The sequence below is a fragment of the Rhodothalassium salexigens DSM 2132 genome, assembly GCF_004341375.1.
Lineage (GTDB): Bacteria > Pseudomonadota > Alphaproteobacteria > Sphingomonadales > Rhodothalassiaceae > Rhodothalassium > Rhodothalassium salexigens.
The window spans coordinates 63517-88400 of the sequence record NZ_SLXO01000007.1 but is presented as its reverse complement, the minus strand read 5'-3'; the positions used below and the strand labels follow the sequence as shown (position 1 = coordinate 88400).

The window sequence follows — 24884 nt, the reverse complement described above, 5'->3', positions numbered from 1 at the left end:
TCAGCCTTCTGCGTCGCGCTCGTCGCTGGCGTCGGGGGTCAGAATCATGCCGCCGGGAGTTATCCCCGCTCGTTGTGGATAAGTGTGTGGGAAAATCCTGTGTACAAGATGTAATACGGCGGTAACCATGGCGTCGTACCGCCTTGCCCAAAAAATAGGCAAAACACCTAACGCGTTGATTTTATTGCAGTGATGCAATGTCAATGGCTTTTCGGCCTTGATCGGGAGTTGCAAATCCTCGGCCGGTCGGGGGTGGTCGGCCACCGACTCTGGCTGTGTAAAACTTCGTTCCCCGGCGCGGGGGAGAAAGGAAAGATTGCGTGCCGTCAATTCTTTACCGGGGATTTGTGACGTTCGATCTCGACTCCCACGCCCGCGGCGTCCTCGACAACCTGGAGTTTTTCTATCCGTACGCGCGCCGTCTGTACCCGGTGGTCGGCCAGGCACAGTTGCGCGATCCGGTCGGCCAGGGTCTCCACCAGATTGATATGCCCGGCGGCCAGGATCGTGCGGATGCCTTCGACCACCTTGTTGTAGCAGACCACGTTTTCGAGCCGGTCGCCGGGATCGTCGGTTTCCTCCACCGACAGGTCGACGCTGATCGAGATCGGCTGGGGGTTGTTTTGTTCGTGGGCGAACACGCCGATGCTGGCGTCGGTTCGGAAGTCGCGCACGAACACGTGGCGCACGCCGCGCGCGGCGTCGGCATAGTGCAGGGGGGTCACCTTGGGCGTGCGGTATCGGTCAGGCATCCGTGTCTCCGTTCTGGGCGGCGGGGCGTGGCGCGTCCGGATTGGCGGCGTCCGGGCGTTCACCATGGCGCACGTCGGGCGTCTGCCAGGCCAGGTGCTGGCCGCCGTCGAGGGCAATCATCTGCCCGGTCAGGCTGGGGCTGTCGACGATGAAGTCGAGCGCGCGGGCAATCTCGTCCAGATCGGGACCCCGTTGCAAGGGCACGTTTGCGGCTTCGGCGGCGAAGCTGTCCCGGTCCTGGTGGATCGAGGCGAGTACCGGGCCGGGGCCGATGGCGGCGACACGGATGCGCGGCGCGAGCGCCTGGGCCAAGGTCTGGGTCAGCGTCCACAGGCCGGCCTTGGACAGCGTGTAGGTGGTGAAGCTGGGGTTGAGCCGCCAGACCCGCTGATCGATGATGTTGACGATCAGGCCGTGGCCCGTTTCCGGCCCGGTCTCGGCCCGGGCCAGACGCTGCGCCAGCGCTTGCGACAGCACGAACGGGGCGCGCAGATTGACCGCCATATGGTCGTCCCAGCTTTGCCGGGTGGCGGTGTAGATATCGTCATAGTCGAACAGCGAGGCATTGTTGACCAACAGCCGGATAGGTGCGTCGAGGGCGTCGCCGGCGCGCGCGACCAGATCAGCCACCGCCGCCTCGTCGCGCAGGTCGCCGGCCACGGCCACCGCCCGGCCGCCATCGCCTTCGATCCGGTCGACCACCGTCTGTGCGTCGCGGCCCGAGCGGTTGTAGTGCACGGCCACCGGGTGGCCGCGGGCGGCAAGGCTCAAGGCCAGATGGCGGCCGATCCGCCGGCCGGCGCCGGTGACCAACGCCGGGGCGCTCGTGAGGTCGGTCATCAGGCGACTCCGTTGAAATAGGCGTCCACATCGCCGGTGGCGAGCCAGACCATGTACCCCGCATAGGCGAGCAGCAGCAGCAGGCCGCTCCATCGGCCGACCGCGCGCCGCGCGACGCAGAACGGCACCAGCGCCAGCGATGCGGCAAGCATCAGCCACAGGTCGAACTTGAGGAAGATCGACGGCACCGGCACGTCGCCGAACAGCGACGCCACGCCGATAATCGCCAGCAGATTGAAGATGTTGGAGCCGATCACATTGCCGATCGCCACGTCGCACTGGCAGCGCACCGCGGCCATGATCGCGGTGATCAACTCGGGCAGCGAGGTACCGATGGCGACCATGGTCAAGCCGATCACCGCTTCGGGGACGCCGAGCGTTTCGGCGATGGTCACCGAGCCTTCGACCAGCAGGTCGGCGCCGAACGCCAGGCCGGCGAGCCCGCCGGCGACCAGCAGGATCGACCAGGCGAGCGGCGCCGACGACGCTTCCTCGATCTCGTCCATGTCCACCAGCGCCTCGACCACGCGCGGGTCGCGGCGCCCGGCCCGGATGTTCCACCAGATGAACGCCACCAGCAGGGCCAGCAGGACCAGGCCGTCCCACCAGGCGAACCGACCGGTGTGGGCGATGGCGATGAACACCACGGTGATCGCCAGCATGACCGACAGGTTGCGCACCAGGCGCGGTGCCTGGCACGTCATCGGCGCGATCAGCGCGGGCAAGCCGACCACCAGCAGCACATTGGCGATGTTCGAGCCGACCACATTGCCCAAGGCCAGTCGCGGCGCGCCGAAGAGCACCGCCTCGACGCCGACCAGCAATTCGGGCGCGCTGGTGCCGCAGGCGACGATGGTCATGCCGATGATCAACGGCGAAATGCCCAGCCGTTCGGCGAGTTGCACGGACCCACGGACCAAGACGTCGCCGGCGAAAATCAGCAAAACCAAGCCGGCGAACGCCTGGACAAACGATAACGCCATGGAAATTCCTTAAACGGACCGGTCGGCGCCCTGAAGCTGTGGCGCCGCCAAACGAAACGGTCAAACGGGATATGGGTCAGCAATATAGCCCCCACAAGATGGATTGAAAGGGCCCCGTGCCCCGGCTAGCGTGTGGGGCCTGCCCACCAAGCCTGGGCCAAAACAAACAAAACCGTTCATCCTTTCGTTCATCCGGGGAGCCGCTTCATGGGTCGTTTGACCGATAAAACCCTGTTCATCACCGGTGCCAGCCGCGGTATCGGGCTGGCCATCGCCCGGCGCGCCGCCGCCGATGGCGCGCGCGTTGCCGTGGTCGCCAAGACCGACCAGCCGCACCCCAAGCTGCCGGGCACCATCCACAGCGCGGTCGAAGAGATCGAGGCCGCCGGCGGCCGCGGTCTGGCGATCAAGGCCGACATCCGCGACGAGGACCAGGTGCGCGCGGCGGTGGCACAGACGGTCGAGGCGTTCGGCGGCATCGACATCCTGGTCAACAATGCCAGCGCCATCCAACTGACCGACACCCTGCACACCGACATGAAGCGCTACGATCTGATGCACCAGATCAACACCCGCGGCACCTTTCTGTGCTCGCAGGCGTGTCTGCCGCATCTGTTGCAGGCCGACAATCCGCATGTGCTCAACCTGTCGCCGCCGCTCAACATGGAAGAGCGCTGGTTCAAGGGCCATGTGGCCTACACCATGGCCAAGTTCGGCATGAGCATGTGCGTACTCGGCATGGCCGGCGAGTTCCGCGACCGCGGCGTGGCGTTCAACGCGCTGTGGCCGCGCACCGCCATCGCCACCGCCGCGGTCAAGAACTTGCTCGGCGGCGATGAGGCGGTGCGGCGCAGCCGCAAGCCCGAGATCATGGCCGATGCGGCGCATTGGGTGCTGACCCAGCCGGCGCGCGAGGTGACCGGCAATTTCTTCATCGACGACCAGGTGCTGGCGCGCGCCGGCGTCGACGATCTGAGCGCCTATGCGGTCGACCCCGACGCCGAGTTGATGCCCGACTTTTTCGTCTAGTTCGTTCCCAGTTCGTTCAGCGTGCGTTGCGCGCGGCTGCGCGCCCGAGCGGAATCGGCGGCCTATTATTATTCTTATTGGCATCTTGTTCCGCATCGGTATTGCTGACTAGGCTGGCCGCCGCGCAATGAAGGAGACGCCCCCGATGACCGAGCGCCCCTGGTTGACCGCCTATGCCCAAGACGTGGACTGGCATCAGCGCTTCGAGGCCAAACCGCTCTATGCTCTGTTGGACGCGACCGCCGCCGCCCGACCCGACCGGCCGCACCTCTATTTCAAGGGCCGCCGCTACCGCTACCGCGACACGAAGGCGTTGAGCGACCGGTTCGCCAAGGGGTTGCAGGAGCTGGGCGTCGGGCGCGGCACCAAGGTCGGCCTGTTTCTGCCCAACTGCCCGCAATTCGTCGTCGCCTATTACGGCGCGTTGAAGGCCGGGGCCACGGTGGTCAATTATTCGCCGCTCTATTCGGTGCCGGAATTGTTGCACCAGGTGGAGGACAGCGAAACCGACCTGATCGTCACCCTGGACGTGACGCAGTTGTTCCCGACCATCCACCATGTGTTCACCGAAAGCCGATTGCAGCGGCTGATCGTGTCGTCATTGCGCGATGTGCTGCCGCCGCTCAAGGGGCTGGGCTACAGCCTGACCCAGGGCAGCCAGATCGCCGCCCTGCCCAATGACGACAGTTGGCTCGGCTGGCGGCGGCTGCTCGACAATGACGGCGCCTATGCCGACCCCGGCCTCGACCCGCACGAGGATGTGGCGGTGCTGCAATACACCGGCGGCACCACCGGCACGCCCAAGGGCGCCATGCTCACCCACGCCAATCTGTCGATCAACGCCCAGCAGACCCTGGCCTGGGACCCCACCATCCGGCCGGGCGAAGAGGTGATGCTCGGCGCGCTGCCGCTGTTCCACGTGTTCGCCATGACCCTGGTGATGAACGCGACCACCTTCGGCGGCGGCGAGATCGTGCTGATGCCCAAGTTCGAACTCGACGAGGCGCTCGACCTGGTGACCCGTCGGCGGGTGACGCAGATGCCCGGCGTGCCGACCATGTTCAACGCCATCCTCAACCACGCCAAGCTCGACAAGTATGACCTGTCGAGTCTCAAGGCGTGTTTTTCGGGCGGCGCGCCCCTGCCGCGTGAGGTCAAGCGTCGGTTCGAAGAGCGGGTGCCGGGCTCGGTGGTCAATGAGGGCTATGGGCTGACCGAATCGTCGCCGACCGCGTCGGCCAATCCGATCATCGGCGAAAACCGCTCCGGGTCGATTGGCCTGCCGATGCCCGGTACCGACATCGTCATCACCGACCCCGACGACCCGCGCGTCGAACGCTCGGTGGGCGAAACCGGCGAGATCTGCATTCGCGGGCCGCAGGTGATGAAGGGCTATTTCAAGCAGCCCGAGGCCAGCGACAAGGTGCTGGTCGATGGCCTGCTGCGCACCGGCGACATCGGCTATATGGACGCCCAGGGCTACACCTATCTGATCGACCGCAACAAGGACCTGATCCTGGTCGGCGGCTTCAATGTCTATCCGCGCACCGTGGAGGAAGCCGTCTACAGCCATCCCGCGGTCCAGGAATGCACGGTAATCGGCATCCCCCACGACCATTTGGGCGAGGCGCCCAAGGCGTTCGTGGTGCTCAAGGAGGATCACAGTCTCGAAGATGAGCGCTTGCTGAGCTATCTGCGCGAACGCCTGGGCAAGCATGAATTGCCGCGGGAAATCGAGTTTCGCGACAGCCTGCCCAAGACCATGGTGGGCAAATTGTCCAAGAAAGAGCTTGTCGAGGAGGAACGGGCGAAATACGAAGCCCGCGTAACAGCATCGGCCAAGCGGGAAGGGCAGCGAGCGTGACCGACGACGGGCAGAGCGATACGCAGACCGGGATCGATACCGGCACGGGCACCGGCCAGACGGCCGGCTCCGTGACGGTTCCCGAGGATGTGCGCGCCATGAGCTTCGAACAGGCCATGGCCGAGCTCGAACAGATCGTCGCCCGGCTTGAAAGCGGTGAGGTGGCGTTGGAGGAATCGATCGCCATCTACGAGCGCGGCGAGGCGTTGCGGCGCTATTGCGAGGACAAGCTGCGCCAGGCCGAGGCGCGCATCGAAACCGTGGCGGTGAGCGGCGGCGTCGCCACCGGCACTCGGACAACCGACCCGGAGACCCATGGCTGAGATTCTGGATTTCGAACCGCTGAAGACCAACCTGAGCGCCATCGCCCGGGATGTGGAGGGGACCCTCGACACCTTGCTGAGCGTGCCCGCCGGCGGCGAGGCGCGCGTGGTCGAGGCCATGCGCTATGCGCTGTTCGCCGGCGGCAAGCGCATGCGCCCGTTTCTCACCGTGGCGGCGGCCGACCTGTTCGGCGTGTCGCGCGAGGCCAGCCTGCGCGCGGCGGCGGCAGTGGAATGCGTGCACACCTATTCGCTGGTCCATGACGACCTGCCGGCCATGGACGACGACGATCTGCGCCGCGGCCAGCCGACCACCCACAAGCAGTTCGACGAGGCCACGGCGGTGCTCGCCGGCGACGCGCTGTTGACCTTCGCCTTCGAGGTGTTGAGCGACGAGGCCACCCACCCCGACCCGCGCGTGCGCATCGGCCTGGTGTCGACGCTGGCGCGCGCCAGCGGCCATCACGGCATGGTCGGCGGCCAGATGATCGACCTGCGCGCCGAGGCCGAGGGGCTGAGCTATGGCGAGGAACAGATCACCCGCCTGCAACAGATGAAGACCGGCGCGCTGATCACCGCGGCGGTGGAAATGGGCGCGGTTCTGGGCAAGGCCGGGCCGGCGGCGCACCACGCGTTGATCTCTTACGCCCGCTCCATGGGCTTCGCGTTTCAGATCGCCGATGACATTCTGGACCTGGAGTCGTCGGCCGAAGCGCTCGGCAAGGCGACCCAGAAGGACGACGATGCCGGCAAGGCGACCCTGGTCAACCGCTGGGGCGTCGATAAGGCGCGTGCCCATGCCGACTTTCTGGTCGAGCAGTCTATTGATTGTCTGGCCGAATTTGGCGACAAAGCACGGTTATTGAAGGAAGTGGCCCTGTACGCGGTTCAGCGGAAATCGTAAGGGTAGTGGTCGTGGGGTGCGCCGGCCGGGGCCGGCCTGCATCCGCGACGAAAACAGAGGTAAGGGCATGACCAACCGACCCGAAACACCGCATCTGGATCAGATCACCTGGCCTGAGGACCTGCGCCGTATGACGCCAGGTGACTTGCGCGCCGTCGCCGATGAAGTGCGCTCGGACATGATCTGGTCGGTGAGCCAGACCGGCGGCCATTTCGGCGCCGGCCTGGGCGTGGTCGAGTTGACGGTGGCCCTGCACTATGTGTTCAACACCCCGCACGACCGGTTGATCTGGGATGTGGGCCACCAGGCCTATCCGCACAAGATCCTCACCGGCCGGCGCGAGCGTATGCTGTCGATCCGCCAGGGCGGCGGCCTGTCGGGCTTCACCAAGCGCAAGGAAAGCGATTACGACCCGTTCGGCGCCGGCCACTCGTCGACCTCGATCTCGGCCGGGCTCGGCATGGCGGTGGCCAGCAAGCTCGCCGGCCGGCCGGAAAAGGCCATCGCGGTGATCGGCGACGGCGCGATGTCGGCGGGCATGGCCTATGAAGCCATGAACAACGCCCATCAGGCCGGCAACCGTCTGGTGGTGGTGCTCAATGACAACGACATGTCGATCGCGCCGGCGGTCGGTGCCTTGAGCGCCTATCTCAGCCGCGTGCTGTCGTCGCAGAGCTATCACTCGATCCGCGACATCGGCAAGATGGTCACCAGCCGCCTGGGCCGCACCTTGAAAGAGACCGCGCGCCGGGCCGAAGAATATGCCCGCGGCATGGTCACCGGCGGCACGCTGTTCGAAGAACTGGGCTTCTATTATGTGGGCCCGATCGACGGCCACAATCTGGACCATCTGGTGCCGGTGTTCGAGAATGTGCGCGACAGCGGCAACGGCCCGATCCTGGTCCATGTGGTGACCGAAAAGGGGCGCGGCCACCCGTTCGGGTCCGAGCACAAGGAAAAGTATCACGCGGTCAAGAAGTTCGACGTGGTCACCGGCGAACAGAAGAAGGGCGGTCCGGCCAAGGCGCCGCAATACACCGCCGTGTTCGCCGAGCAGTTGATCGAGGAAGCCAAGGACGACGACAAGATCGTCGCGATCACCGCGGCGATGCCCGGCGGCACCGGCGTCAGCGATTTCGAGAAGCACTTCCCCGACCGCACCTTCGACGTGGGCATCGCCGAGCAGCACGCGGTGACCTTCGCGGCGGGGCTGGCCTGCGAGGGCTACAAGCCGTTCACGGCGATCTATTCCACCTTCCTGCAACGCGCCTATGACCAGGTGGTCCACGACGTGGCGATCCAGAACCTGCCGGTGCGCTTCGCCATCGACCGCGCCGGCCTGGTCGGCGCCGACGGCTCGACCCATGCCGGCAGCTTCGACGTCACCTATCTGGCGGCCTTGCCCAATATGGTGGTCATGGCGGCCGGCGACGAGGCCGACCTCAAGCGCATGGTCAAGACCGCCGTCGAATATAATGACGGCCCGATCGCCTTCCGCTATCCGCGCGGCGAAGGGCTCGGCGTCGACATGCCCGACGAGATCGAGGCGCTGGAGATCGGCAAGGGCCGGGTGCTGCGCGCGGGCGACAAGGTGGCGATCCTGTCCCTGGGCGGTCGCCTGGGCGAGGCGTTGAAGGCCGCCGAGGCGCTCGAAGCGCGCGGCCTGTCGACCACGGTGGCCGACGCGCGCTTCGCCAAGCCGCTTGACACCGCGCTGATTCGCGATCTGGCGGCCAATCACGAGGTGCTGATCACCGTCGAAGAAGGCTCGATCGGCGGTTTCGGCGCCCATGTGAGCGACTATCTGGTCGGCGCAGGGATTCTCGACGGCACCGACTTGAAGCTGCGGATCATGAAGCTGCCCGACCTCTATCAGGATCAGGACAGCCCCGATGCCATGTACGAGGCCGCCGGCCTGACCGCGCCGCAGATCGTCGAACAGGCGCTCAAGGCGTTGGGCCGCAACGACCTGTCGGACGCGACCGCCGCCGCCGATCTGGCCGGGGGCAAGGCGCGCGCCTGACCGGGCGCCTGGCTTGAGCGACGTGGCGAAAAAGACCTCTCGATCGAAGGGCGGCGGCACGGCACAGGCCGGGTCGCCGCCTTCGCGTTCGGCGCCAGGGCCGGCGCCCGGTCAGGCGTCGGGCTCGGCATCGCGGGCGGGTGGCGGCCGCGCCAAGGGAGAGCGCGCCGACGCCGCCCTGGTGGCGCGCGGGCAGGCTGAAAGCCGAGCCAAGGCGCAGGCGCTGATCATGGCCGGCGCGGTGTTCTCGGGCGACCGGCGGATCGACAAGCCGGGGACGGCGGTGGCGGCGGACCAGCCCTTGACGGTGCGCGGCCGTCCGCACCCCTGGGTCAGCCGCGGCGGCTGCAAGCTCGCCCACGCCATCGAGGCGTTCGACCTCGCCCTGGACGGCCTGACCCTGATCGACGTGGGCGCCAGTACCGGCGGTTTCACCGACGTGGCATTGCAGAACCGCGCGGCGCGCGTCTATGCGGTCGATGTGGGCCACGGCCAATTGGCCTGGAGCCTGCGCCAGGACGACCGCGTGGTGGTGCTGGAAAAGACCAATGCACGCCACCTGGACGCCGCGCTGATCCCCGCGCCGGTGGACGGCGTGGTCTGCGACGCCAGTTTCATCGGCTTGGAAGTGGTGTTGCCGGCGGCCTTGGGGCTGGTGCGGCCGGGCGGTTTCTGCGTGGCGTTGATCAAGCCGCAGTTCGAGGTCGGCCGCGAGCGGGTCGGCAAGGGCGGCGTGGTCCGCGACCCGGCCCTGCACGCCGAGGTGTGCGCGCGCATCCGCGCCTGGTTCGATGGCCTCGACGGCTGGTCGGTGGCCGGCCTGACCGAAAGCCCGATCAAGGGCCCCGAGGGCAATGTGGAATTTCTGATCTATGCCCGTCGCGGGCCGGCGCCCGACTGACCGAGAGCCTGCCGGGGCGGCGGTGGATGCCGCCGCCCCGGATCGTGGGTCTTGAGCCTTGGGTCTTGAGTCTTGGGCTCAGTGGGCGCTGGGCGCGGCGCCGGCGCCTGACGGTATCCGGATATGCTCGACCAACTCGCGCACCGCGAGCGGCGGCGTCTTGGTGAGTCGCGACACCGCATAGGCGACGGCGAAGTTGATCACCATACCCACCGTGCCGATGCCCTCGGGCGAGATGCCGAACAGCAGATAGTCGCTGCTGACGCCGGCGAACTTGAACAGCACGATATAGGTCATGGTGAAGCCAAGCCCGGCGACCATGCCGGCGATGGCGCCTTCCTTGTTCATCCGGTAGCTGAAGATGCCCATCAGAATCACCGGGAACAGCGACGACGCCGCCAGCCCAAAGGCCAGGGCGACCACGGCAGCCACGAAATCGGGCGGATGGATGCCGAAATAGCCGGCGACCCCGATCGCCGCGGCGATCGCCACCCGGGCGATCAACAGCTCCTGGGCGTCCGAGATGCCGGGGGTGAAGGTCTTGCGCAGCAGGTCGTGGCTGATCGAACTGGAGATCACCAGCAACAGCCCCGCCGCGGTGCTCAGCGCCGCCGCGACGCCGCCGGCGGCCACCAGCGCGATCACCCAGCCCGGCAATTGAGCGATTTCGGGGTTCGCCAGCACCATGATGTCGCGGTCCACATAAAGCTCGTTGGCGGTGTCGGGATTGGGGTTGGCGACTTGGCGCTCGCCCGACGCGCCGGTCTCGCCGGTGAATTCGGGCTTGCCGGCCAGCGCGTCGCCGGGGCCGTACTGGATGCGGCCGTCGTCATTTTTGTCGGCCCAGCCGATCAGCCCGATGCCTTCCCAGGTCTTGACCCATTGCGGCGTCTGTTCATAGGGCGTTTCGGCCACGGTATCGACCAGGTTGAGCCGCGCGAACGCCGCCACCGACGGCGCGGTCGTGTAGAGAATGGCGATGAACACCAGCGCCCAGCCCGCCGAGGTGCGCGCATCCGACGCCTTGGGCACGGTGAAGAAGCGGACGATCACGTGCGGCAGCCCGGCGGTGCCGACCATCAAGGCGGCGGTGATCGCGAACACGTCGAGGGTCGATTTCGAGCCGTCGGTATAGGCACCGAAGCCCAGGTCGGAGAGCACCTGGTTGAGCTTGACCAGCACCGAGGTGCCCGGTTCACCGGCGACGTCGGCGCCGAGACCCAGTTGCGGCACCGGATTGCCGGTGATCAGGATCGAGATGAAAATCGCCGGCACCATATAGGCGAAGATCAGCACGCAATACTGCGCCACCTGGGTATAGGTGACCCCCTTCATGCCGCCGAACACCGCATAGACGAACACGATCGCCATGCCGATGATCACCCCCCAGTCGATCGGCACCTCCAGAAAGCGCGAAAACACGATGCCGACACCGCGCATCTGGCCGGCCACATAGGTGAACGAGATGACGATCAGGCACACCACGGCGATGACCCGGGCGGTGCGCGAATAATAGCGCTCGCCGATGAAGTCGGGCACCGTGAACTGACCGAACTTGCGCAGATACGGGGCCAGCAGCAGCGCCAACAGCACATAGCCGCCGGTCCAGCCCATCAGATAGACCGAGCCGTCATAGCCGGCAAAGGCGATGATCCCGGCCATGGAGATGAAGCTGGCCGCGCTCATCCAGTCGGCGGCGGTGGCCATGCCGTTCATCACCGGCGGCACGCCGCCGCCGGCCACATAGAAATCGCGCGTCGAGCCGGCCTTGGACCAGATCGCGATGCCGAAATAGAGCCCGAAGCTGACGCCGACGAACAGATAGGTCAGCCCGGTGGTGGACAGGGGCGGAATGCCCAGCGCGAACACCAGGGCGAGCACGGCGAGACCGGTCACCAGCGTGGTCACCGGGATGATCAAGGTTTTGGTCATGGCAGCCTCCCTCAATCCTCGACGCCGAAACGACGTTCCAGCCGCTTCATGAGCACGCCATAGACGAAGATCAGCACCACGAAGACGTAGATCGACCCTTGTTGGGCGAACCAGAAGCCCAGCGGATAGCCGGCGAGCGACAGCGCGTTGAGCGGTTCGGCCAACAGAATGCCGCAGCCGTAAGAGACCACGAACCAGATGCCAAGCAAGCTGAGCAACAAGCGGATATTGGCCTTCCAATAGGCGGCTTTCTGGGCCTCGGTGGCGCCGGTCTTACCGGCGTTCGGTGGTGTCATGTCGGTGTCCTCCCCTTGAGACATCCAGGTCTATTTGTCGGAATATTGCCACGCTAACAGCGGTTCCAATGCGCAAGAAGCAGACTTTAGTCGCAGCGCCGGACAAGGCTCTCCGGCGCCGGTTGCCCCCCCCGTTGGGCGGCTGAGGGCGCAGCACCCCCAGCCGCCCAGCCGGTGCCCAAGACCGGGCCTGTCTGACCGAGCCAGGCCCGCTGGCGTGCCCCCGGACTCAGACCCGACCATCGACTGACCGCAGTTCAGATCGTTTTTCCTGTTGACAGTGAGAATGAATATCAATGATAGTGCGAGGCAGTCGCAGATAAGGCGCCGAGGCGCTGCACCGGCTCGGCCCACCCGTCTGCGGCGGTCGGGTTCACCACCACGCCGGGCCCCAAGGCCGGCGATACGTCAGGAGGCAAGCATGGACATCACCTATGGACTGACCGCGGGAACGCTCGGCGCCTTGTTGGTGGGGGCGAGCATGGAACGCGGCCTGGCTCCGGGCGATGGCCTTCTGGCCGGCGGCTTGGGTGGCTTGGTGGAGCCCGAGGGCAGCGAACGCGTGATCCGTCTTAGCGCGGGCGGGGTGCGCGTGGTCGGCCCGCTGGTTTTGGGTTAGGGCCAGCGGGTGGGGCCGGCGGCGGGGTGATGGCAGCCACCCCGCCGCCGCTTGCCGGAAACCAAGGTGGGCTCCTCAGGCCCGGGCCGTGTGCGGCGGTGTCGATTTCCTCCGGGGCATCGGCCGCGCACGGCCCAACCGGGGCCGCTCCGGCCCGTATGGGGCTGGGCACGGCCAGCAAAAAAGGCGCCGGCGTTTCATCGCCGGCGCCTTTGCTATTGTCACGACCCGCCGCAGCAGGGGCGCGCCAGGCTCAGCCCTTTGCGCGTTCGATCGCCTCGGCGATCACCTGGGCGGCTTCTTCCGGGCCCTTCCAGGCCCCGATCTTGGTCCACTTGTCCTCTTCCAGGTCCTTGTAGTGCTGGAAGAAGTGGGTGATCTGGTCGAGGAAGATCTTGGGCAGTTCGTGGCACGACGTCACATCGCGATAGAACGGGTGCAGCTTGTCCACCGGCAACGCCATGATCTTGGCGTCGTCGCCGCCGTCGTCCATCATCTCCAGCACGCCGATGGGCCGGCAGCGCACGATGGCGCCGGGCATGATCGGCGTGCGGTTGGCGACGATCACGTCGACCGGGTCGCCGTCCTTGGCCAGGGTGTGGGGCACGAAGCCGTAGTTGCACGGATAGCGCATGGAGGTGTGCAGGATCCGGTCGACCACCAGCGCGCCCGAGGCCTTGTCCAGTTCGTACTTCACCGGCTCGGTGCCCACTGGCACCTCGATGATCACATTGATATCCCAGGGCGGCGCGGCACCCACGGAAATCTTGTCGATATTCATCCCGCAGCCTCTCGTGTTCGGTTGGTCGGTTGACGTTGGTTTGGGGTCTTAGCGGCGCCGCGCCCGACCGGCAACCCCGCCGTTGGTGGCATGGCCCGCCCCGCTGTGGTCCCGCTGTGGCCCCGGTGGGCGCTGTCCGGGTGCCGGCGCCGGGCCGGCGGCGGTCGAAACGCGGTTCAGACGGCCAGGAGACCGGCGGCCACCGCGCCCGCGAACGGCACCCAGCCGAGCCCGGTATTGGCGCGGAACAGGTCCAGGCAGCGGGTTGGGTCGTCGATGTCGAGCCGCGCGGTCTGCCACGCCAGATGGGCGGCGGTGGCGGCGACGCCCAGATAGTAGGGCCAGGCCATATGCGCCAGGGCGCCGGCGGCGGTCAGGCCGGCGACGAACAGGGCGTAAAAGCCGATCACCCAGGCGCGCGTCGACGGCCCCAGCTTAAGGGCGGTGGACTTGACGCCGGCGATCAGGTCGTCGGCCTTGTCCTGGTGGGCGTAGATGGTGTCGTAGCCGAGCGTCCAGAACAGGCAGCCGGCATAGAGCACCAGGGCCGCCGGGGCGAGGCCGCCAGAAACCGCCGCCCAGCCCATCAAGGCGCCCCAGTTGAAGGTCAAGCCCAGCACCGCCTGCGGCCAATAGGTGAAGCGCTTGGCGAACGGGTAGATCGCCACCGGGATCAGCGACACGATGCCGAGCGCGATGGCGAACCCGTTCAACTGGATCAGCACCAGCAAGCCGGTCAGGCTGAGCCCGACGGCGAACGCCAGCGCCCGGGCCCAGCTGACCTGGCCCGCCGGGATCGGCCGGGCGGCGGTGCGCGCCACCTTGAGGTCGATCGACCGGTCGACGATGTCGTTCCAGGCGCAGCCGGCGCCGCGCATGACGATCGACCCGACCAGAAACAGCGCGCACAAAATCCAGAATTGCGGCTCGGTCGCCGGCACCGCCAGCGCCGTCGACCACAGGCATGGCCACATCAAGAGCCAGAAGCCGGCCGGCCGGTCGGCGCGCATCAACCGCAGATAGGGCCGCACCGGGCGCGGCGTGCGCGCCACCCAACTGTCGGGCAGGGCGTCGGGGGTCAGCGCGTCGTCGGGCCCAAGCGGGCTCGGCGCGCTGTCGGAAGGATAGGGGGCTGGGGGCATGACAAACCTTTCTGTCCAGCGGCGCGCGTGTCATCGTTTCGTCCGCGTCGACAAGATCGCATTGGGCCGTTATGGCATGGCCCATGACTGTTCCGCGCCTCTATACAACGCAAACGCTGGTTGCTGAAGCCGTCGTCGACCCCGGGACCGGTCCGGCCCATTATCTGGTGTCGGTGCTGCGCCTTGGGCCCGGCGCCGAGGTGGTGCTGTTCAACGGCCGCGACGGCGAATGGCGCGGCCGCTTGGTCGAAGCGACGCGCAAGCGCGCCACCGTGCGGCTCGACGCGCGCACCCGCGCGCCGGCGGCCGAACCCGGCCCGCACCTGGTGTTCGCGCCGATCAAGAAGGCGCGGCTCGATTTCCTGGTCGAAAAGGCGGTCGAATTGGGCGCGGCGCGCCTGACCCCGGTGCTGACCCGCCACGGCGTGGTCGACAAGGTCAAGACCGAGCGCCTGGCCGCCACCATGACCGAGGCCGCCGAACAGTGCGAACGGCTGACCGTGCCGCAGTTGGACGCGCCGGTGCGCCTGGCCGCGTTGCTCGGCGCCTGGCCCGCCGACACGCCGCTCTATGCCGCCATCGCCCGCGATCAAAATGTCGCACCCTGGTCCCGGGTCGTGGCCGAGATCGCCGCGGGGGGCACCCCGCCGGCGCTGCTGGTCGGCCCCGAGGGCGGCTTTTCCGCCGAGGAGGTGACGCTCTTGAACGCCCACGCAGCGGTGCGTCCGGTGGCACTCGGCCCACGCATCCTGCGCGCCGAAACCGCCGCCCTGACGCTGTTGGCACAATGGCAGGCGGTGGCGGGGTCGGCGGCCAACTCCGACCGGTCCGGTCCATGATCCGGCCTTGATCCCCGCCGCCCAGCCGCCTAACTGTCCCGCTATCGCTCACAGGTAAGGGCCTGACCATGGCCGACGATCCCCGACCGCACCTGACCCGTGCGGACCTCATCGCTTCTCTCGAACAGGGCTGCAAGGCACCCGCCGACTTCCGCATCGGCGCGGAACACGAGAAGTTCGTCTACAACCGGGCCGATCGGACGCCGCTGGCCTACGACTCGGACCCGGGCATTCGCGACGTGCTCGACGGCTTCCGCCGCTTCGGCTGGGAGCCGGTGCACGAAGCCGGCCAGATCGTCGCGCTGAAGCAGGACGGCGCCTCGATCACGCTGGAGCCCGGCGGCCAACTCGAACTGTCGGGCGCGCCGCTGGAGACCATCCACGAGATCTGCAACGAGGTCACCGGCCACCTGCGCCAAGCCCGCGACGTGGGGCACGACCTCGGCGTGGGCTTCCTCGGCCTCGGCTTCCACCCGACGCTGCGCCGCGACCAGATGCCGTGGATGCCCAAGCAGCGCTATCGCATCATGCGCGCCTACATGCCCACGCGCGGCAAGCTCGGCCACGACATGATGACCCGCACCTGCACGGTGCAGGTCAATCTGGACTTCGCCAGCGAAGCCGACATGGTGAAGAAATTCCGCGTCGCCCTGGCCCTGCAACCGGTGGCCACCGCCCTGTTCGCTAATTCGCCGTTCGTCGAGGGCAAGCCCAACGGCATCAAATCGAACCGCAGCTGGGTGTGGACCGACACCGACCCCGACCGCACCGGCATGTTGCCGTTCGTGTTCGACGACGGCTTCGGGTTCGAGCGTTGGGTCGACTATGTGCTCGATGTGCCGATGTATTTCGTCCAGCGCGACGGCGCCATGATCGACCTGGCCGGGCAGTCGTTCCGCACCTTCATGGACGGCCGGCTCGACGCGCTGCCGGGCGAGCGGCCGTCCATGGCCGACTGGATGGACCATCTGACCACGCCGTTCCCCGAGGTCCGGCTCAAGACCTTCCTGGAGATGCGCGGCGCCGACGGCGGCCCGTGGTCGTGGCTGTGCGCGTTGCCGGCGCTGTGGGTGGGGCTGCTCTACGACGACAGCGCGCTCGATGCGGCGTGGGATCTGGTCCGCGACTGGTCGGCCGAAGAGCGCCAGCAATTGCGCCTGGACGCCGCCATCCACGCGCTCGACGCGCCGTGGCGGGGCGGGCGCATGGCCGATTTGGCGCGCGAGGTGCTGGCGATCGCCGACGCCGGGCTCAAGGCGCGCGCGCGCGCTGCCGACGGGGCGCCCAGCGAACAGGCGTTCCTCGACTCGCTGCACGAGACGGTGGCCAGCGGCAAGGCGCCGGCCGACCGGCTGCTCGACCTTTACGAGCGCGCCTGGAACGGCGACGTCACCCAGGTGTTCGACGCGTTCAGCTATTGAGCGTGTGAGCGCCAGCGCGCACCGGGGCGCCCGCGCCCCGGCGGCGGTTCAGCGGTTCAGCGGCGTGTCCAAGGGGTCGGCGTGTTGGCCTGCCAGCCGCGCCGTTCGAGTTCCGGCCGGTCGTCCTCATAGGCCGGATAGCCGAGGCACAGATAGGCGGTGAACTGCCAGTGCGCCGGCACGTCGAGCGTGTCGGTCACCGCCTGCGGGTCGAGCACCGACACCCAGCCGACGCCCAGATTGCGCACATGGGCGGCCAGCCACAGGGTATGGATCGCCACCACGGTGGAATAGGCCAGCGTTTCGGGCATGGTCTGGCGGCCGAGGCCGCGACCCGCCTGCGGCTCGGTGTCGGTGAACACGGCCAGTTGCACCGGTGCTTCGGCCATGCCCGACAGCTTCAACTGTTTGTAAAGCGCCAGATCGTCGCCGTCATAGACCGCTGCGCCGGCGTCGCGCGCCGATTCGTAGTTGGCCAGCAGCCGGGCGCGGGTTGCCGGGTCGTCCACGCGCACCACCCGCCACGGCCGGCTGTTGCCCACCGAAGGCGCCCACTCCATGGCCTGCGCCAGCTCGTCGAGCACCGGCTCGGGCACCGGATCGGTGTGGAAGTGGCGGATGTCGCGGCGCCAGGTGAGGATCTGGTCGAGCGCTTGGGCGTGCTCGGGCGTGAATTGCATGGAGACGCTCCCGGTCGTTGAAGCTTTAAGGCCCGGTGGTCGGGCAGGCGGCGCTCATCGGCGCCCCGGTCTCGGGCTGCCGGAGCCTGGATGCCGGCCGCGATCGCCCGGGGATGACCGCCGGGGACGACCGCCGGCAGGGGCGGCAGGCGGTGGCGGTTATTGTTGGTCCAGGCGGCCCATGGCCAGGAATTTGTCCCAGCGCGCCGGGCGCAGGGCGTCGCGCGGTTGCTCGCTCAACTGGCCCAAAGACGCGCGCAGGCGTTCGCCCAGCGTGTCGAGCGCGGTGTCGGGGTCGCGGTGGGCGCCGCCCACGGGTTCGGGCACGATGGCGTCGATGACCTTGAGCTTTTCCAGGTCCTGCGCGGTGATCTTGAGCGCGCTGGCGGCGTCCTGGGCCTTTTCGCCGGTGCGCCACAGGATCGACGCGCAGCCTTCGGGCGAGATCACCGAATAGATGGCGTGTTCGTACATCATCACCGTGTTGGCGGCGGCCAGGGCCATGGCACCGCCCGAGCCGCCCTCGCCGACGATGGTGGCGATCATCGGCACGTGCAGGTTCAGGCACGCCTCGGTGGCGCGGGCGATCGCCTCGGCCTGGCCGCGTTCCTCGGCGCCGATGCCGGGATAGGCGCCCGAGGTGTCGACGAAGGTCAGCACCGGCATGTCGAAGCGCTCGGCCATCTCCATCAGGCGCACCGCCTTGCGATAGCCTTCGGGGCGGGCCATGCCGAAATTGTGTTTGACCCGGCTGTCGGTGTCCTTGCCCTTTTCGTGGCCCATGATCATCACCGGCCGGCCGTCGAAGCGCGCCGGGCCGCCCTGGATCGCCAGGTCTTCGCCATAGCGGCGGTCGCCGGCCAGGGGCTCGAACTCGGTGAACAGGGTGGCGGCGATGTCGGAGAAGTGGGGCCGGCCGGGGTGGCGGGCGACCATGGTCTTCTGCCACGGGCTGAGCTTGGAATAGGTCTCGACCAGCAGCCGCTCGTGCTTGGCTTCCAGCCGGCCGATTTCCTCGTCCAGGTCCACTTCGTTGGCGCCGCCGGCGATCTCGCGCAACTCGCGGATTTTGTTTTCCAGGGCAGCGATGGGCTTTTCGAAATCCAGGATGCTCATGGGGCCAGGATGCTCATGGGGGAGGGGCGCCCGGTCGCACCGATCAGGGTGGCCAGGGCGATGCACTTGGGCGCGGTGTTAGACCAGATCGGCGCCGAGGGGAAGGGGCCGATGCCCGCGACCCGGCCGCCAGGCCCCACCGGGCCCGGCGGACCGGATTGGCCGCTGCCCCGCGATCGTGGCGAGCGGCCTTAGGCGGCGCGGCCGTCCCGGGGCGCCGGCGGCTGAGGTCGATGCGGCAGGGGCCGGCGCCCGGGGCTGCGGTCGCTTAGCCCAGTTGGTCGCGGGCGCCGCCGCCGGCTTCGAACTTGGCGACCATGGTCTCGGCCTGGCGGATCGAGGCCAGGTCGATCAGCTTGCCGTCGAGGGCGGCCGCGCCCTGGCCCTTGGCGCGCGCGGCGGCCATGGCGTCGAGGATCGCATAGGCTTTCTTCATCTCGTCGTTGGACGGCGAGAACAGCTTGTTGCACAAGGGGATCTGGCTCGGGTGGATGGCCCACTTGCCCTCGCAGCCCAACACCATCGCCCGGTTGGCGTGGAAGGTGAAGCCGTCGGGGTCCGAGAAGTCGCCGAACGGGCCGTCGATCGGGCGCAGACCGTGGGCGCGCGCGGCGACCACCATGCGGTTGATCGCATAGTGCCACATGTCGTTCCAGTGCACCTCGCGCCGGCCGTCGGCGTCCGGGTCGGTGAGCACCGAATAGCGCGGGTTGGGGCCGCCGATCTGGGTGGTGTCGGCCTTGGTGGAGGCGGCATAGTCGGCAACGCCGAAGTGCAGGCTTTCGTTGCGCGGGCTCGCCCCGGCGATGGTGTCGATGTTCATCATGCCGATGGCGGTTTCGATGATCATCTCGAAGCCGATGCGCTTCTTGCGGCCCATGGCGGTCTCGATCTGGGTGACCAGCATGTCGAGCGCGTAGATGTCCGACGCCGTGCCCACCTTGGGGATCATGATCAGGTCGAGCCGGTCGGTCCGGGCTTCCAGCAGGTCGACCACGTCGCGGTACATATAGGGCGTGTCGAGGCCGTTGATGCGCACCGAGACGGTCTTTTCGCCCCAGTCCAGGTCGCCGAGCGCCTCGATCACGTTCTTGCGCGCCTCTTCCTTGGCCTCGATGGCGACCGCGTCTTCAAGGTCGAGGAACACCGCATCCACATCGTTGTTGGCCGCCGCCTTTTCCAGAAATCGCGGGTTCGAGCCCGGCACGGCCAGTTCCGAGCGGTTGAGGCGGGCGGGTTTTTCGGGCGCTTGGGTAAAGGACATGAAAGAACTCCCTGTTGAGAAAACGGCAACGGTGTTGCGCCGCAGTGAAGCGGACCGGCCCGCCGCGCGCAAGGGCTTGTCGTTCAGTCGCCTCGGTCGTGCGCGCGGCGGCGGGCCAGGGGGTGGTGCTCGGCGACCAGGGCGCGCAGGCGCTCGTCGAGCACATGGGTGTAGATCTGCGTGGTCGAGATGTCGGCATGGCCCAACAGCATCTGCACCGAGCGCAGATCGGCGCCGTGGGCGAGCAGGTGGCTGGCGAACGCGTGGCGCAGCTTGTGCGGGCTGACCAGGGCCGGCGAAATGCCCGCCCTCGCCGCCAAGTCCTTGAGGATCTGCAACACCCGCACCCGCGTCAGATGGCCCGACCGGCTGCGCGACGGGAACAGATAGGGGCTGTCCGCCACTGTGGGCTCGGCCTGGCGCCAGCGGCGATAGTCGGCCAGCGCCCGGCGCCCGGGCTCGCCCAAGGGCACCAGGCGCTCGGCGCCGCCCTTGCCGGTGACCGCGATCAGCTTGGCGTCGACGGCGGCGGCCCGGTCGGGCAGCGCGGCCAGTTCGCTGACCCGCAGCCCGGTGGCATATAGCATCTCAACCAGCGCCAGCGCGCGCGCGCTGCGCAGATTGGGCCGGGCTTCGGCGGCGTGGCGCGCGGTGGCGATCAGCGCGTCCACCTGGTCCTCGCTCAACACGCCGGGCAGCGGCCGTCGGGTCGCCGGGCTGGAGACATAGGCGGTCGGCGTGTCGGCGCGCCAGCCTTCCTCGACCATGAAGGCGAACAGTTGCTTGAGTGCCGACAGCCGCCGCGCCTGGGTCGACGCCGCCAGCCCGCGCCGGGTCAGATCGGCCAGATAGGCGCGCACATCGTCGGCCGTGGCGCCGGCCGGGTCGGCGCTGCCATGGGCCAGGAAATCCTCGATATCCCGGCGATAGGCGGCGAGCGTGTTGGCCGCCGCGCCGCGTTCGGCGCTCAGCATCTCCAGGAACGCTTCCAGCGTCCGGTCCATGGGTCCCGGGCTCCCCGTCGCGGCCGACCGGGCGTCAGCGCGCGCCGGCGATCAGCGCCTCGAACGCCAACCGCCGGGCGGCGGCTTCGAAGCCCGCGTCCGCCAGCGCGCCGACCGCCGCCGACAGGGCCGCGGGGTCGGTCCGGGTGGCGCCGGCATCGCCGACCAGGGCCAGGGCGGCGGCCACCGTCTCGCCCAGCCGGTCGGTGCCGGCGGCGATCAGAAGCTGGCGCCACACCGCCGGATTGGGGGCGGCGTAGACCGGTGCCTCACCCCCCGGCCCGGCTGCGGCCGCCGCCTGGAGCGCCCGGCTCCAGGCCGCCGCCGGCACCCGTCCGTCGAGCGCGTCGAGCAGCACCAGCCCGGCTTGCAGCCGTTCGGGCGCGTGCACGGCGCTGTCCTCGGCCCAGCGTGCGAGCGCCGCGTCATAGTCGGCCATGGCCGGCCCCTCGGCGATCAGCATCAGCGGCGTCAGCGCGCGGAGCGCGTGGCCGGCGGCGGCGCGGCTGTCGTCGCTGCGACCGGGCGCTGTCGCCATCGCTGCGGCTTTGGCGTACCAGCGCCGGGCGGCATCCATCTGCCCGGTGATCAGGTGTACCCGCCCGACCAGTCCGGCATGGCCGACCAGGTCGTCGGTGGGCATCACGGTGTCGAGCAACGGCGCCACCGCCACCGCCATCACCTGGGCATAGCCCCGGGTCACCGCGCGGTCGAACAACAGGTCGAGGAACGCCAGTCGGGTGGTCGGGTCCTGCGCCCGGCGCGCCTTGGCGAACAGCAGCGCGTCGATCATCATGCCGTCGAGCGGCGGGTTCTCGGGCGAGCCCAGGCCGTTGATCGCGGCCGGGTCGTCGAGCACCGCGTCGGCGGTGCCCAAGTCGGCATCGGTGAACGCCATGGCGTCGAACAGGGCGGCGAGCCGGCCGCCGCCGATCAGGCCCATGCGCGCGGCCTGCTCGGCAACGGCGAGCCGGGCCGGCGGCGCCATCAGCGCGTTGACCGCCAGTTCGCCCAGCACCAGGGGCGGGGCTGCCCGGGCGGCCTCGGCCGGCGGTGCCACGTCGGCGGCCAGAAAGGCGGCATAGAGGATCGGGTCGACGCGCTCGACGGTGTCGAGGGCCAGGCCGGTCCCAAGGCCGGTCTCTGGCCCCGTGTTCACGTCCAGGCCCTCGCCGCGCGCCAGCAGGCGGTCGATCAGCGCCGGGAAAAGCCGGCCCGCCTCGCCGCTCTCTTCCAGCAGGCTGATTTGCAGATAGGCGGCGCTGCGGTTGCCGGCCAGCGCCTCGCACAGCGCCAGCATCTTCAGCCAGCGCGCCTCGCCGGTTTCGCGCGCGGCGTCGCGGGCCAGCGCGCAGCCGTCGTCCAGGCGGCCGCCGACCAGCAGCGCGTCGGCGCGCAGATGGGCCAGGTCGGCGGTCATGGCGCCGGGCGGGATGGCGTCCGACAGCGCCAGCACGTCGTCGACGCGACCGGCGGCGGTGAGCTTTTCAAGCCGCAGCCGCAGGCCGTCGGGGATGCGCCCCGCGGCCGGCGACAGCGCCGGCGACAACAGGAGCTGACGCCACAAATGCCGCACCCCTTGGGAGCGCAGCCGGTGCGGCAGGGCGGCGAGCAGGGCGGCGGCGACCTCGGGGTCGGAGCCGTGCCACAGGTCGGGCGGCAGGGCGTCTTGGGGGCCCAGCGTGCCGATGCCTTCGAGGCCGAGCCGGTCGAGCGCGCCCACCTCGACGCCGGCGGCCGGGTCGAAGGGCGCGGTCTCGGCGTCTGGCGTGGCGTCCTTGGGGCCTTGCGCGCCCACCAGGGTCTCGGCCGACGGCCGGTCGAGGGCCTCGGGGTCGAGGAACGGGCCCAGCCGCAGCAACGAGCGCGGCCGTGCGCTGCCCCGGTCCTCGGCGCGGTCGCTGTCGCTCCGGTCTTGGTCGCGGTCCCGGTCGGGCGCCGCGTCCTCGGCCGGTGCCTGCGGCGGTTCCGGCTCGCTTTCGCTGCCCTGTTGCGCCAGCACAGCCGGGGCGGCCAGCCCGCACAACAGGCAGGCCAGGAGCGCGCTTCGCGTCATCGCGGGAACCTGTCGTCCGGCAGGGTCTTTTCGATTTCCTGAGACGGAGCGGGGATGTCCCACGTGTAGAGGAACAGCGCCGCGCCGACGAGGGCGATGAGCGCCGCCACCGCCAGATAGAGCCAGGTTCTGTTCATCGGCGTCTCCTGTGGCTGATCTTGCCCCGCTTATAGAGGCGCGCAGGAAATCGTGTCCAGCGGGCATCGTCGGCGGCGAATGTGGCGGGCCCGTGTCGCCCGCTTCGAGGTGCAGGGTGCCGCGGTGCACCCTGCGGGCTTGGGTCGTCCGGCGCCGTCGTGTATGCAAGACCTATGACCGATCCCGAAGACCCAGAATTGATCGATACCGCCCCGGTTGTGCGCGACGGTGCGCTTGACCGGCCGATTGCGCTTGTTGGCATGATGGGGTCTGGCAAGTCCACCGTTGGCCGGCGCTTGGCGCGGCGGCTGGCGCTGCCGTTCGTCGATTCCGACCAGGAGGTGGAGACCGCTGCCGGTTGCCCGGTCTCCGAGGTGTTCGAGCGCTTCGGCGAAGCGGCGTTCCGCCAGGGCGAATACAAGGTGCTGGCGCGGTTGCTGGACGGCCGGCGCAAGGTGATCGCCACCGGTGGCGGCGCCTTTGCCGAGCCCGGTACGCGCGACCTGTTGCGCGCCCGTGCGGTGACCGTGTGGCTGAAGGCCGACCTGGACACGCTGGTGGCGCGCACCGCCCGGCGCGATACCCGGCCGTTGCTGCGTGGCCCCGACCCGCGCGCCAAACTGGCCCAATTGCTGGACCGTCGCACGCCCGACTATGCCCAGGCCGACATTCATGTGGTGTCGGCCGACGGCCCGCACGGCCGGGTCGTCGACGCCATCATCGACGCCCTGACTGCCCATCTGGAAGAGAACACCGCATCATGAGCTTTCAAAGCACGCTGACCGTCGACCTGGGCCCGCGCAGTTACGAAATCCGCATCGGCGCGGGGCTTCTGGCCTCGCTCGGCGAACAGATCGCGCCGGTGATCGCGCGGCCGCGGGTCGCCCTGGTCACCGACCGCCACGTCTATGACGCCCATGGGCCCGAGGCGCTGGCCGCCTTGGAGGCCGCCGGCATCGCCTCGACCTCGGTGATCCTGACCCCGGGCGAGGTGTCCAAGGGCTGGGACGGGCTGAGCGCCCTGTGCGAACGGTTGCTCGAAGCCGGGGTCGAGCGTCAGGACACCATCGTGGCGCTCGGCGGCGGGGTGGTCGGCGACCTGGCCGGGTTTGCCGCCGCGATCCTGCGCCGGGGCGTCGACTTCGTGCAGGTGCCGACGACGCTGTTGGCGCAGGTGGACAGTTCGGTCGGCGGCAAGACCGGCATCAACACCCGCCAGGGCAAGAACCTGATCGGCGCCTTCCACCAGCCGCGCATGGTCCTGGCCGATCTGGACGTGCTCGGCTCGTTGCCGCGGCGCGAATTGCTGGCCGGCTATGCCGAGGTGGTCAAGATCGGGCTGATCAACCAGCCCAAATTCTTCGAATGGCTGGAGCGCGAGGGCGTGGCGCTGACCACCCGCGACCACAAGCTGATGGGCACCGCGGTCGAGACCTGTTGCCGCGCTAAGGCCGGCATCGTTGCCGAGGACGAGCGCGAACAGGGCCGCCGCGCGCTGCTCAATCTGGGCCATACCTTCGCCCACGCCTTCGAGGCGTGCGCGGGCATGAAGGGCGACCTGCTGCACGGCGAGGCGGTGGCCGCCGGCATGGTTCTGGCGTTCGAGTTGTCGGAGCGGCTTGGCGTCTGCGAGGCGGGCCGCGCCGAGCGGGTCGCCCGGCACCTGGCGTCGGTCAAGCTGCCGACCAGCCCGGCCGACCTGCCGATCAAGGGCGACGCGGACAAGATCGTCGACGCCATGGCCCAGGACAAGAAGGCGGTCGACGGGCGGCTGCGCTTTATCCTGGCGCGCGACATCGGTGCGGCTTATGTGGCCGAGGACGTGGACCCGGTGGCGGTGCGCGACCTGCTGGCGGAGCATCTGAGCCGGCGCGGCGGCCGCTCCGGCGCCCGGTCCAAGCCGCCGGTGAGCGCCTAGGGCTTGATCGCGGTCGCCGGGCCTTGAGGGGCGGGGCCGGTGCGGACCGTTGAGGGGG

General features: G+C 68.7%; 25 protein-coding genes. 11 read left to right on the top strand and 14 right to left on the bottom strand.

Annotated elements, in window-relative coordinates; translation table 11 throughout:
- From EV659_RS14710 to EV659_RS10020, 4 genes are read right to left on the bottom strand one after another with little or no spacing between them, the layout of a single operon-like run.
- Positions 1 to 330: a hypothetical protein gene (locus EV659_RS14710; RefSeq protein WP_165878829.1), complete on the bottom strand. Its 330-nt coding sequence runs from the start codon at positions 328 to 330 to the stop codon at positions 1 to 3.
- Positions 327 to 752, bottom strand: coding sequence for a dihydroneopterin aldolase (gene folB, locus EV659_RS10030; RefSeq protein ID WP_132708747.1), 426 nt, complete (start codon positions 750 to 752; stop codon positions 327 to 329). Before folB ends, EV659_RS14710 begins: the two co-directional genes overlap by 4 nt.
- Positions 745 to 1593 carry an SDR family oxidoreductase gene (locus EV659_RS10025; RefSeq protein WP_132708746.1) on the bottom strand — a complete coding sequence of 283 codons (849 nt, stop codon included), beginning with the start codon at positions 1591 to 1593 and terminating at the stop codon, positions 745 to 747. The genes folB and EV659_RS10025 overlap by 8 nt, the downstream gene beginning before the upstream one ends.
- The gene (locus EV659_RS10020) at positions 1593 to 2576 is read right to left on the bottom strand and encodes a calcium/sodium antiporter (RefSeq protein WP_132708745.1); all 984 of its coding nucleotides are present in this window, start codon (positions 2574 to 2576) and stop codon (positions 1593 to 1595) included. The genes EV659_RS10025 and EV659_RS10020 overlap by 1 nt, the downstream gene beginning before the upstream one ends.
- A gap of 207 nt (positions 2577 to 2783) precedes the next feature.
- Here EV659_RS10020 and EV659_RS10015 point away from each other — a divergent pair, with 207 nt between their 5' ends.
- The 6 genes from EV659_RS10015 (at position 2784) to EV659_RS09990 (ending at position 9620) form a co-directional block, all read left to right on the top strand.
- On the top strand, positions 2784 to 3605 hold the full coding sequence (locus EV659_RS10015) for an SDR family oxidoreductase (RefSeq protein WP_132708744.1): 822 nt from the start codon (positions 2784 to 2786) through the stop codon (positions 3603 to 3605).
- A gap of 145 nt (positions 3606 to 3750) precedes the next feature.
- Complete coding sequence (locus EV659_RS10010) at positions 3751 to 5469, top strand: long-chain-fatty-acid--CoA ligase (protein WP_200287606.1); 1719 nt, start codon at positions 3751 to 3753, stop codon at positions 5467 to 5469.
- Entirely contained in the window at positions 5466 to 5792 is a 327-nt protein-coding gene (locus EV659_RS10005) for an exodeoxyribonuclease VII small subunit (RefSeq protein WP_420877589.1), read from the top strand. The genes EV659_RS10010 and EV659_RS10005 overlap by 4 nt, the downstream gene beginning before the upstream one ends.
- Positions 5785 to 6696 carry a polyprenyl synthetase family protein gene (locus EV659_RS10000; RefSeq protein ID WP_132708742.1) on the top strand — a complete coding sequence of 304 codons (912 nt, stop codon included), beginning with the start codon at positions 5785 to 5787 and terminating at the stop codon, positions 6694 to 6696. Before EV659_RS10005 ends, EV659_RS10000 begins: the two co-directional genes overlap by 8 nt.
- A gap of 67 nt (positions 6697 to 6763) precedes the next feature.
- Positions 6764 to 8719, top strand: coding sequence for a 1-deoxy-D-xylulose-5-phosphate synthase (gene dxs, locus EV659_RS09995; protein ID WP_132708741.1), 1956 nt, complete (start codon positions 6764 to 6766; stop codon positions 8717 to 8719).
- A 22-nt stretch (positions 8720 to 8741) separates the two neighbouring features.
- Positions 8742 to 9620, top strand: a complete 879-nt coding sequence (locus tag EV659_RS09990) for a TlyA family RNA methyltransferase (protein ID WP_132708740.1) — start codon at positions 8742 to 8744, stop codon at positions 9618 to 9620.
- 78 nt (positions 9621 to 9698) lie between these two features.
- Here the strand turns inward: EV659_RS09990 and EV659_RS09985 are convergent, their stop codons facing one another.
- Positions 9699 to 11465 carry a sodium:solute symporter family protein gene (locus EV659_RS09985; RefSeq protein WP_420877590.1) on the bottom strand — a complete coding sequence of 589 codons (1767 nt, stop codon included), beginning with the start codon at positions 11463 to 11465 and terminating at the stop codon, positions 9699 to 9701.
- A gap of 98 nt (positions 11466 to 11563) precedes the next feature.
- Positions 11564 to 11848 carry a DUF4212 domain-containing protein gene (locus tag EV659_RS09980; RefSeq protein ID WP_132708738.1) on the bottom strand — a complete coding sequence of 95 codons (285 nt, stop codon included), beginning with the start codon at positions 11846 to 11848 and terminating at the stop codon, positions 11564 to 11566.
- Positions 11849 to 12269: 421 nt separating this feature from the next.
- Between EV659_RS09980 and EV659_RS09975 the strand changes: the two genes are divergently transcribed.
- A complete protein-coding gene (locus EV659_RS09975) occupies positions 12270 to 12467 on the top strand; it encodes a hypothetical protein (RefSeq protein ID WP_132708737.1) in 198 nt (65 codons plus the stop codon).
- 253 nt (positions 12468 to 12720) lie between these two features.
- Here the strand turns inward: EV659_RS09975 and ppa are convergent, their stop codons facing one another.
- Positions 12721 to 13248 (bottom strand): inorganic diphosphatase, encoded by a 528-nt coding sequence (gene ppa, locus EV659_RS09970; RefSeq protein ID WP_132708736.1) that lies wholly within the window; start codon positions 13246 to 13248, stop codon positions 12721 to 12723.
- A gap of 176 nt (positions 13249 to 13424) precedes the next feature.
- The gene (gene ubiA, locus EV659_RS09965; protein ID WP_132708735.1) at positions 13425 to 14390 is read right to left on the bottom strand and encodes a 4-hydroxybenzoate octaprenyltransferase; all 966 of its coding nucleotides are present in this window, start codon (positions 14388 to 14390) and stop codon (positions 13425 to 13427) included.
- Positions 14391 to 14473: 83 nt separating this feature from the next.
- Here ubiA and EV659_RS09960 point away from each other — a divergent pair, with 83 nt between their 5' ends.
- Together EV659_RS09960 and EV659_RS09955 are read left to right on the top strand one after the other, a co-directional pair.
- Positions 14474 to 15229 (top strand): 16S rRNA (uracil(1498)-N(3))-methyltransferase, encoded by a 756-nt coding sequence (locus tag EV659_RS09960; RefSeq protein WP_132708734.1) that lies wholly within the window; start codon positions 14474 to 14476, stop codon positions 15227 to 15229.
- Between the two features lie 68 nt (positions 15230 to 15297).
- The gene (locus EV659_RS09955; RefSeq protein WP_132708733.1) at positions 15298 to 16650 is read left to right on the top strand and encodes a glutamate--cysteine ligase; all 1353 of its coding nucleotides are present in this window, start codon (positions 15298 to 15300) and stop codon (positions 16648 to 16650) included.
- Positions 16651 to 16706: 56 nt separating this feature from the next.
- Here EV659_RS09955 and bluB read toward each other — a convergent pair whose 3' ends face one another.
- The 6 genes from bluB to EV659_RS14705 all read right to left on the bottom strand — a co-directional run bounded on the left by bluB (position 16707) and on the right by EV659_RS14705 (position 22907).
- A complete protein-coding gene (bluB, locus tag EV659_RS09950; RefSeq protein ID WP_132708732.1) occupies positions 16707 to 17330 on the bottom strand; it encodes a 5,6-dimethylbenzimidazole synthase in 624 nt (207 codons plus the stop codon).
- 159 nt (positions 17331 to 17489) lie between these two features.
- Complete coding sequence (locus EV659_RS09945; protein WP_132708731.1) at positions 17490 to 18446, bottom strand: acetyl-CoA carboxylase carboxyltransferase subunit alpha; 957 nt, start codon at positions 18444 to 18446, stop codon at positions 17490 to 17492.
- A 268-nt stretch (positions 18447 to 18714) separates the two neighbouring features.
- The gene (locus EV659_RS09940; RefSeq protein WP_132708730.1) at positions 18715 to 19710 is read right to left on the bottom strand and encodes an HpcH/HpaI aldolase/citrate lyase family protein; all 996 of its coding nucleotides are present in this window, start codon (positions 19708 to 19710) and stop codon (positions 18715 to 18717) included.
- 83 nt (positions 19711 to 19793) lie between these two features.
- Positions 19794 to 20714 (bottom strand): site-specific tyrosine recombinase XerD, encoded by a 921-nt coding sequence (locus tag EV659_RS09935; RefSeq protein WP_132708729.1) that lies wholly within the window; start codon positions 20712 to 20714, stop codon positions 19794 to 19796.
- Positions 20715 to 20748: 34 nt separating this feature from the next.
- Positions 20749 to 22770, bottom strand: a complete 2022-nt coding sequence (locus EV659_RS09930; RefSeq protein WP_132708728.1) for a hypothetical protein — start codon at positions 22768 to 22770, stop codon at positions 20749 to 20751.
- Positions 22767 to 22907: a hypothetical protein gene (locus tag EV659_RS14705; protein ID WP_165878828.1), complete on the bottom strand. Its 141-nt coding sequence runs from the start codon at positions 22905 to 22907 to the stop codon at positions 22767 to 22769. The genes EV659_RS09930 and EV659_RS14705 overlap by 4 nt, the downstream gene beginning before the upstream one ends.
- A 174-nt stretch (positions 22908 to 23081) precedes the next feature.
- Here EV659_RS14705 and EV659_RS09925 point away from each other — a divergent pair, with 174 nt between their 5' ends.
- Entirely contained in the window at positions 23082 to 23672 is a 591-nt protein-coding gene (locus tag EV659_RS09925; RefSeq protein ID WP_132708727.1) for a shikimate kinase, read from the top strand.
- Positions 23669 to 24826 (top strand): 3-dehydroquinate synthase, encoded by a 1158-nt coding sequence (gene aroB / locus EV659_RS09920; protein ID WP_132708726.1) that lies wholly within the window; start codon positions 23669 to 23671, stop codon positions 24824 to 24826. Before EV659_RS09925 ends, aroB begins: the two co-directional genes overlap by 4 nt.
- The last annotated feature ends 58 nt before the right edge of the window (positions 24827 to 24884 follow it).